General features: G+C 59.2%; 5 protein-coding genes. 2 read left to right on the forward strand and 3 right to left on the reverse strand.

All coding sequences use genetic code 11. The annotated features are described in order from the left end of the window. Nucleotides 1-146: 146 nt before the first annotated feature. Nucleotides 147-713 (forward strand): hypothetical protein, encoded by a 567-nt coding sequence (locus EG244_RS18195; RefSeq protein ID WP_124966596.1) that lies wholly within the window; start codon nt 147-149, stop codon nt 711-713. 1,380 nt (nt 714-2,093) lie between these two features. Continuing rightward, nucleotides 2,094-3,140, forward strand: a complete 1,047-nt coding sequence (trfA, locus tag EG244_RS18200) for a plasmid replication initiator TrfA (protein WP_124966597.1) — start codon at nt 2,094-2,096, stop codon at nt 3,138-3,140. Between the two features lie 163 nt (nt 3,141-3,303). Here the strand turns inward: trfA and glmM are convergent, their stop codons facing one another. From glmM to glmU, 3 genes are all read right to left on the reverse strand, one after another. Then, nucleotides 3,304-4,638 (reverse strand): phosphoglucosamine mutase, encoded by a 1,335-nt coding sequence (gene glmM, locus EG244_RS18205; protein ID WP_124966598.1) that lies wholly within the window; start codon nt 4,636-4,638, stop codon nt 3,304-3,306. A 5-nt stretch (nt 4,639-4,643) separates the two neighbouring features. Next, entirely contained in the window at nt 4,644-6,461 is a 1,818-nt protein-coding gene (gene glmS / locus EG244_RS18210; RefSeq protein ID WP_124966599.1) for a glutamine--fructose-6-phosphate transaminase (isomerizing), read from the reverse strand. A gap of 122 nt (nt 6,462-6,583) precedes the next feature. Beyond that, complete coding sequence (glmU, locus tag EG244_RS18215) at nt 6,584-7,927, reverse strand: bifunctional UDP-N-acetylglucosamine diphosphorylase/glucosamine-1-phosphate N-acetyltransferase GlmU (RefSeq protein WP_124966600.1); 1,344 nt, start codon at nt 7,925-7,927, stop codon at nt 6,584-6,586. Nucleotides 7,928-8,972: the final 1,045 nt, after the last annotated feature.

An 8,972-nucleotide genomic window follows, 5' to 3' on the forward strand; every position in this document is an offset into this window, starting at 1 on the left:
TCGGGCTGGGGGGCATCGCCTTGCGGGGGCTGCGGCGAGCGTCCTAGGCCTCAATCGCAGAGCAGGAAAGACACCGGGCGGCCCGAAGAAGGGCGCTGACGTGTTGTTCAATGTCGGCGGCGAGGGCCCCGGCCAGTTCCGGGATCATGTCTTCAACATCCGGCATCGACAGTCTGGGCCGCGCGGCTTTGGTCGATAACGACGACCGGATCTATGTCTTTGGCCCTGAAGGTCAGTTCATCACCCATTACCCTCAGGGTGAGGGCTATGAGGGTAAATTCTGCGCCCTGAGGCCCGGTGGTGATCTGATTTTCGCCGGAAATCGCAGCTTTCACCGGGCTTCACTCGAAAGCGGTGCCTTGCTGGAAACCGTCAAAACCGAAAGCGAGACCCGTGGCTGGAACTCTGCCTATGCCCTGACCTCGCAGGGGGGCATCGCGGTTTATTCGACAGAGAGTCATGGGCACGGCTCATCGGGTCCCACGCCCGTGCCTGATCAGGTCACCTTCTTCGGTGCGGACCTGAAAGAGCAGCGGCGGGTGACGGGCCTTCTTGCACAGGCCATTGCGCATGATCCGATGGTGAAGGCCTGGCCTTCGGTCACCGCAATTGCGGTGGATGCGGCGGGCAGCTTTTATCTCAATATCCGCGCTCAGGAGGATAACGATCTGCGGGGCGGGATCTTTGAGTTCAACGCAGACGGAAAGCTGTAGCGCCGGATTGAGGTAGAGCAGTCCTGGCACGGCAGGCTGGCGATCGGTCCGAACAACGGGCTTTGGTATGGGGACGCCTGGCGCAGTGATCTGCAGCATATTTCCGTCCCCGGCCGGAAGCGTCTTGATCTGTCAGCCTTAGCCAGCGGACCGGCGGAAGCCCTTGGAAACCTAGCCTGCTTTGCCTTTTATCCGAACGGCGACATTGGTGTTGTTACGATAAACCACCGTTTCGCAAGGCTGAGACCGGCCCCAGAAGCTGTGTGAATGCGGCTGGGGCGACTATACGAATTCCAGCACTTTCATCGTTAATTTGTCGTCAATTGGCTGCTTCTGAGGGCTTTGACTGGCTGCACTGCGGGCGGCAGGTCATACTGGTTCGGGACCTTCCCAGCAGCCATCAGCAAAGACCTTCGGGAACTGACGTGGCGGGCGACGGTGGCTCAGTTGCGGGCGCTGTCAGCAGCCCCTCGCCAGCGTGCGGCCTTTCTGCGGCTCTTGGGGAGTGCTCTCCACGTGAAGAACTTGGGCAGTTGGCTTGTCCCTGACCCGCAATGTCACAGAGTTGCGGCGGCGGTTTCATCTGCGCCCGAACGGCTGAACACATCGCCGGAGCGGATCTCTGCCGCGAAGCAAGCGAGCGGCTGGGCCTGCGATGGAGGCGGATCATCTTCTCGTGGGTCCGTTCGAGCCGGAGCTCTGCCGCGACCTCGCCACCTGGGCGACCGTGATGCCTGAGCGCCATCTGTCCGGCGGTCCTGACCGGTTGCAGCAGGCGCTGAGAGATCTCGAGCGGGAGTGTGGCCCGTTTGCGCGCTTACGCATTTATCAAGCGCGTCCTCTCCTACAGATCCGAATGGCGCTTAAAAGGCGCCGCTGGCCGTGTTTCTGACCGAGGTGTGTACGCGTGGTTGGGCGGCCGTCGCTGTGGGCGCAGGGGCTCTGACCGCATGGGTCGTGGCGGCTGCCATGCGGCGAAGAAAGGGGGATCCCACAGAGGCGGCGGTCCGCAGCAGTCTCGATGACGCCCGGCTTTTGAAGAAGAAAGCGTCGGCGTTCCCGGCCGGAATGAATTGGGGGGCCGATATGGCAGAGGTTGCTGCGCAACTACTCCCCTTTCTGTTCGTTAGGGACAGAAGTCTGTAACTGCACTTGTCCCGAGCCAATCTAGTGTTAAATATGTGTTATATAGTGTTAAGGGTAAAATATATCCCATAAGTCATTGTTATAATTTATGAAATTTTCATGTGCGGTGTGTGAAAACACGAAGTATAGTGTGTGATAACACGTTAAATGGTGTGTGATAACACGAAACTTCTTGACGGTGGTGGATGATAACACGAACTATCGTTGGGTGGGTGATAACACGAAAGATGAGCGATGGCCGGAGGCGTGAGCAATCCGAAGTCACCCTTGCTGCCGGATCGGATGCAGCAGGGTGATTTTTTCGTCTGCGATATCTTTGATGCAGCGCTTAAGGCTGACATGGCCAGCATGGAGCACCCTGTATTCTCTATCGCGACACGTCCTGATCTGAACGTTCGTCAATATGGCGATCGGAGCAGCCTCTTCATTGAGATAACGCCCTCGGTGAAGGGGCTGGCCACGGTCCATGATCGTGATGTCTTGATCTACTGTATCAGCCAGTGCGTGGCCGCGCTCAATGAGGGGCGGGAGATCAGCCGCATAGTGCGGTTCAAGGCTTATGAGCTTTTGACGGCGACGAACCGCGGGACAGACGGGCGTGGCTACGAACAACTCAAAGCGGCTATGGAGCGCCTGCGCGGGACCACGATCACAACCAACATCACGACAGGCGGTATCGAAGAGATTGATGGCTTCGGCCTGATCAACCGCTTCCGCATCGCCCGGGAAAGCAGAGACGGTCGTATGCAGGAGGTCGAGGTAGAGCTTTCGGACTGGGTCTTCAATGCGATCCGGTCGCGAGAGGTTCTGACCCTGCACCGGGACTATTTCCGTCTCCGAAAACCTCTGGAGCGGCGGATCTATGAGATCGCCCGCAAGCACTGCGGTGCGCAGGCCTCATGGTCCATCGGGCTGGAAAAACTCCATAATAAATGCGGGTCCTCAGCAAAACTGAAAGAATTCCGTCGCATGGTCACAGGCATCATCGCGGAGAACAAAGCTCACGGGCATATCCCGGACTATGACATCAATCTGGATGAAGGCCGTGACATGGTGATCTTTACGAACCGTGGGACAGTGTCAGTACAGGTAGTGACACACGCGCCTATCCCTACGTTGGACGGCGATACCTACGACCTGGCACGCGCGCTTGCGCCGGGGTGGGATGTACGCATGATCGAGCACGAGTGGCGCTCATGGGCAACCGAAATGCCGAAGAACCCGGACGCTGCATTCCTCGGGTTCTGTCGGAAATGGTATGAGAAGCGAGGGCGGCCATGAGCGATTGCCACATACCCTGTTCTGCACAAAAAAGCCTCCGGGCTGGATGCGATTTGATGTGCTAAACATGCCCGATAAGGCAAGATTATCGGATGTTTTGAAACAACTGATTTATGAGCATTAATTTTTAATAATGCTCATAGATTGCCATATTTATATATTTTTAAATACTTTTAAGCAAAGTATGTTCAATCTCACTGACAACTGTCCATATCAAATCCTCATCCTCGGCCTCAACCATGACGCGGATGAGCGGCTCGGTTCCAGAGGGACGCACCAGGATGCGGCCGGTTTTGCCCAGACGGCTCTCCTGGGCTTTGATCAGCGCGGAGATCTCCGGGCGCTGCAACAGCGACGTGTCGAGCCGCAGATTGCGCAGCACCTGAGGCACCGGGGTGAAGCGGCGGACCAGCTCGCTCGCGCGCAGCCCGGTCTGCGTCATCAGCGCCAGGAACTGCAGACCCGCCATCAGACCATCGCCGGTGGTGGCATAGTCCGACATCACGATATGGCCCGACTGCTCACCGCCAAGGTTAAAGCCGCCCTCGCGCATCCGCGCAACGACATGGCGATCGCCGACTCTGGTGCGCTCAAGGCTCAGCCCCTTACCTTCGAGGAAGCGCTCAAGGCCAAGGTTCGACATCACGGTCGCGACCAGGGCGCCGTTCTTCAGCTTGCCCTCTGCGCCCCAGTGTTCGGCAAAGAGCGCCATGATCTGATCGCCGTCCGCCACCGCCCCGGTTTCATCGATCAGGATAATGCGGTCCGCATCGCCATCCAGACAGATGCCGAGATCCGCGCCGGTGGCCTTCACCATGGCGGCGGCGGCCTCGGGATGGGTGGAGCCGCAGTCGAGGTTGATGTTGAAGCCATCGGGCGAGACACCCATCGGCACCACATCAGCACCAAGCTCCCACAGCGCCTCAGGGGCGGTGCGGTAAGCCGCGCCATTGGCGCAGTCCACCACCACCTTCAGCCCGTCAAAGCGCGCGCCATTGATGGTGGTCTTGGCAAATTCGACATAGCGCCCGCGGCCGTCTTCGAGGCGGCGCAGACGGCCGATCTGGTCGGGCGCGACCGCTTCGGGCTGGTTCTCAAAGAGATCCTCGATGCTGGCTTCATCGGCGTCGGGCAGCTTGAAGCCATCCGGGCCGAAGAACTTGATGCCATTGTCCTGGGCCGGATTGTGGCTGGCCGAGATCATCACGCCCAGATCGGCGCGCATCGAGCGGGTGAGAAAGCCCACCGCAGGCGTCGGCACCGGCCCCAGCAGGATGACATTCATCCCCGCCGACGAGAGCCCCGCGGCCAGCGCGTTTTCCAGCATATAGCACGACCGCCGGGTGTCTTTACCAAGCACCACGCGGTGGCCGTTGCGCCCGTCGCGGCGAAAGAAGCTGCCCGCCGCGATCCCGAGTTTCAGCGCCGCTTCCGCGGTGATCGGGAACTGATTGGCGGTGCCGCGCACGCCATCGGTGCCAAAGAGTTTGACTGCCATAGGGGTTACTCCACCGTGACCGATTTCGCGAGATTGCGCGGCTGATCCACATCGGTGCCTTTGGCGACCGCGGTGTGATAGGCCAGAAGCTGTGCGGGCACCGCATAAAGGATCGGCGCCCAGACCGGCGGCACCTCCGGCAGCGTCAGCGACTGCCAGACCCCTGGGCCGGCTTCTTCGATACCCTGCGCATCCGAGAGCAACAGCACCTTGCCCGAGCGCGCCATGACCTCCTGCATATTCGAGACGGTCTTTTCAAAAAGTGCGTCGCGCGGCGCCATAACGATGACCGGAACCTGGTCGTCGATCAGCGCGATGGGGCCGTGCTTCAGCTCGCCGCTGGCATAGCCCTCGGCGTGGATGTAGCTGATCTCTTTGAGTTTCAGCGCACCTTCGAGCGCCAGCGGATACATCGCCCCGCGGCCAAGGAAGATGATGTCGCGCGCGCGGGCCAGCTCATCGGCCAGCGCCGTCACCGGCTCAGAGAGCGCCAGAGAGACATTGAGAAGCCCCGGCAGACGGCGCAGATCCTCGAGATGGGCGGCCAGCGCCGTGGCGTCCAGACGGCCGCGGTCTGCCCCCGCTTTCAGCGCCATCAGCGCCAGAACGCCCAGCTGGCAGGTGAAGGCCTTGGTCGAGGCCACGCCCACTTCGACGCCCGCATGAATGGGCAGCGCCAGATCGCTTTCCCGCGCAATCGAAGAGGTCGGCACGTTCACCACCGAGACCACTTTCGCCACTTTGCCCTTGGCATAGCGCAGCGCCGCCAGCGTATCGGCGGTCTCGCCCGACTGGCTGACAAAGATGGTCATCGAGCGCTCTGAGAGCACCGGATCGCGGTAGCGGAACTCTGAGGCGATATCGATCTCCGCCGCCAGACCCGCGACCTGCTCAAACCAGTATTTCGCGACATGGCAGGCGTAAGAGGCGGTGCCACAGGCCACCAGCATGACCCGGTCAATGCCGGTAAAATCAAGGCCCTCCGGCAGGTTCAGCGCACCCTCAGGGGTGGAATAGCGGCTGATGGCATCGGCCAGAACCACCGGCTGCTCGGCGATCTCTTTCGCCATGAAGTGGCGGTGACCGGCTTTTTCAATGCGCACGGAATCGAGCGCCACACGGGTCATGCGGCGCTCAACGATCTGATCGGCCTCATCGCGGATCACTGCGCCCTCGCGGGTGATCACCGCCCAGTCGCCCTCTTCGAGATAGGTGATGCGGTCGGTCATCGGCGCGAGCGCAATGGCGTCCGAGCCCACGAACATCTCGCCCTCGCCATGGCCGACGGCCAGCGGGCTGCCCTTGCGGGCGCAGATCATCAGATCCTCTTCGCCCTCAAAGAGGAAGCAAAGCGCGAAGGCACCGTGGATCTTCTTCAGCGTGCGTTGCACGGCCTCCACCGGATCCGCACCGCCTGCCAGTTCGCGCTGCGCCAGAAGTGCCACGACCTCGGTGTCGGTCTCAGACTGCGCGGCATAGCCCGCGGCGGCCAGCTCGGCCCGCAGATCGCGGAAGTTCTCAATGATGCCGTTGTGCACGACGGCCACCGGGCCCGCCTTATGCGGATGGGCATTGCCCACGGAAGGAACTCCATGGGTGGCCCAGCGGGTGTGACCGATCCCGGCCTTCCCGGCCAGCGGCTCATGCACCAGCAGATCCGAGAGGTTCACCAGCTTTCCGACAGCCCGGCGGCGATCAAGCGTGCCGCCGTTGATCGTGGCAATCCCTGCGCTGTCATAGCCGCGGTATTCCAGCCGCTTCAGCGCCTCAACCAGCAGAGGGGCCACTTCGTGATGTCCCAGAACGCCGACGATACCGCACATGAGAGAACTCCTGTTAAACGGGCCGCCGTTCGGGGGCCGATGGTGAAATGGTGTTTAAAACAAGCACTGACGTCGAGCCACCCCGGCCAAAACCGGGGCAATCAACCTATTGAAATGATGTTTCAGCCCCTGGCTGCCTTAATGGCGCGCAGCTTTTCAAAAAGCCGCGTGGCAAGGCCCGGTTTGTTGACCTGCCGCGCCCGGCCAAGCGCCACGGCACCGGCCGGCACATCCTCGGTGATCACCGAGCCGGAACCCGTCATCGCGCCGTCGCCCACCTTCACCGGCGCCACCAGCATGGTGTCCGAGCCGATGAAGGCGTTTTTGCCGATCACCGTGCGGTGCTTCATGACGCCGTCGTAATTGCAGGTCACGGTGCCCGCGCCGATATTGGTGCCGTCCCCGATATCAGCATCGCCGATATAGGTCAGATGGTTCACCTTCACGCCCTCGCCGAGGATCGCGTTTTTCACCTCGACGAAATTGCCGATATGACCGTCTTCGCCGATCTCTGCGCCCGGGCGCAGACGGGCAAAGGGGCCCACAGTGGCCCCGCGCGAGATATGGCAGCCTTCCAGATGGCAGAAGGCTTTGATTTCCGCGCCGGATTCCACGGTCACACCCGGCCCGAAAACCACATTCGCCCCGATCACCGCATCACGGCCGACCACGGTATCGAGGGCAAAAAACACCGTCTCCGGCGCGGTCAGCGTGATGCCCAGATCCAGCGCCTCAGCCCGGGCGCGGGCCTGGAAGGCGGCTTCAGCTTTGGCGAGCTCCGCGCGGGTGTTGATCCCCATGGTCTCGGCTTCATCGCAAAGCACGACCCCGGCCGAGAGTCCGCGAGCCCGCGCAAGACCCACGATATCGGTGAGGTAATATTCGCCCGAGGCATTCTCATTGCCGACCGCTGCCACCAGATCAAAGAGCGTGGCCGTGTCGGCGCAGATCACGCCCGAATTGCACAGACGCACCGCGCGCTCGGCTTCCGAGGCGTCTTTGAACTCAACGATCTTAGACAGCGTCTCCCCCTCAAGGATCAGACGCCCATAGCGGCCGGGATCTGCCGCCTCAAAGCCAAGAACCACCACCGCATGGCGCGCGCGCGCCTCCAGCATCGCCTCCAGGGTCTCGGCGCGGATGAAGGGGGTATCGCCGTAAAGCACGATCGCATCGCCGCTCTGCCCGCGCAGCGCCTCGGCGGCCTGCGCCACAGCATGGCCGGTCCCCAGCTGCTCGGCCTGCAAAACCACGCTGACCTCTTCGTCAAAGGCGCGCGCCGAGGCTGCCACCTGTTCCGCGCCATGGCCGGTCACCACCACGGTTTTGCCCGGGCTCAGCTGCCGCCCGGCCGTCATCGCATGATGCAACAGCGGCGCGCCGGCCACTTTATGCAGCACCTTCGGCAGATCGGATTGCATCCGGCTGCCCTGGCCGGCAGCGAGAAGGATCAGGGAGAGGGACATCTGGGACTTTCCTGCTGCAGGCAGATCAAAGGTTTGTTGAAATAATACGGGTAGAAGGAAAAAATGTTTTGTTCCGACACGTGAGATAAAATATTTTATGCTGTAACCGCAGTTTCAATTTGGAATGCTAAAGTAATTCACATCATTTATACTAACTATTTTAAAATATTTGGGCAATGTTTCATAACCAAAAATTGATATAAAAATTTTACTTAAAAAAGCAGATCAAACACAATGGCTCGTATTATACTAAAGTATAGTATGTTGTCGCGTTGTCCGATGTACTTGCAAGGTTTACCTCACAGGCGATGATGTGACGAGAGAACGAAAAAGTATCCCGTTGCCCAAATATTTGCGTTTTTTTCTTTTTAAACCAAAAGATCCCGGTTAAACGCACCTACGTGAGCGTTTAACGTAAAAAAATCAACGCAAGGCGAGGCATGGCAAGTAGAGTTGGAGTGAACGAAGGACTTCATTTCCGCATTCTAGATAAAGTGCAAAAAATCTCTTCGATTGGTCAGCGACACTTCGCTAATGCTCTTGGGGTGACTGATGGCAGAAATATTATGACTTGAAGTTTCTTTCACAGAAAGGCCCAATGGGGATAAAAATGCATCCGCTCATAAGATAGGCGGGGCCACGCTTATCCCTACTCGCAAGAGGAACAATGAAGAGAATCTGCCTTGATTATAGAAATCTTCATCGGCATATAGCGGATTACCACGATTAGTTCGCGAGATTGAAATTGTACACGCCTATCTGTCCGTAAAAATTTCATCGGCTGAGATTTTCTATAATAACTCATTAGTATTCCTCGAGAACTGACATAGTGGGTATTTCCCTAATAAGGAGAAAGTATGATACGTGTATTGTCTGTGTTCGGCACACGGCCGGAAGCAATCAAAATGGCACCCGTTGTGAGGGCTTTGGCGCAAGCTGAGGATATCGACGCGCGGGTCTGTGTAACGGCTCAACATCGCGAGATGCTGGATCAGGTACTAGCCCACATTTCCCAAGTAAGGCGCTGATTTCGCTGTCCTGACCA

Source organism: Falsigemmobacter faecalis, assembly GCF_003863335.1.
Taxonomy (GTDB): domain Bacteria; phylum Pseudomonadota; class Alphaproteobacteria; order Rhodobacterales; family Rhodobacteraceae; genus Wagnerdoeblera; species Wagnerdoeblera faecalis.

What these genes read in the sequence shown, in the direction of transcription:
- glmS (WP_124966599.1), bottom strand. Translation starts at nt 6,461, where the DNA reads ATGTGCGGTATCGTCGGCGTTCTGGGACATCACGAAGTGGCCCCTCTG.
- glmM (WP_124966598.1), bottom strand. Translation starts at nt 4,638, where the DNA reads ATGGCAGTCAAACTCTTTGGCACCGATGGCGTGCGCGGCACCGCCAAT.
- trfA (WP_124966597.1), top strand. Translation starts at nt 2,094, where the DNA reads ATGGCCGGAGGCGTGAGCAATCCGAAGTCACCCTTGCTGCCGGATCGG.
- glmU (WP_124966600.1), bottom strand. Translation starts at nt 7,927, where the DNA reads ATGTCCCTCTCCCTGATCCTTCTCGCTGCCGGCCAGGGCAGCCGGATG.
- EG244_RS18195 (WP_124966596.1), top strand. Translation starts at nt 147, where the DNA reads ATGTCTTCAACATCCGGCATCGACAGTCTGGGCCGCGCGGCTTTGGTC.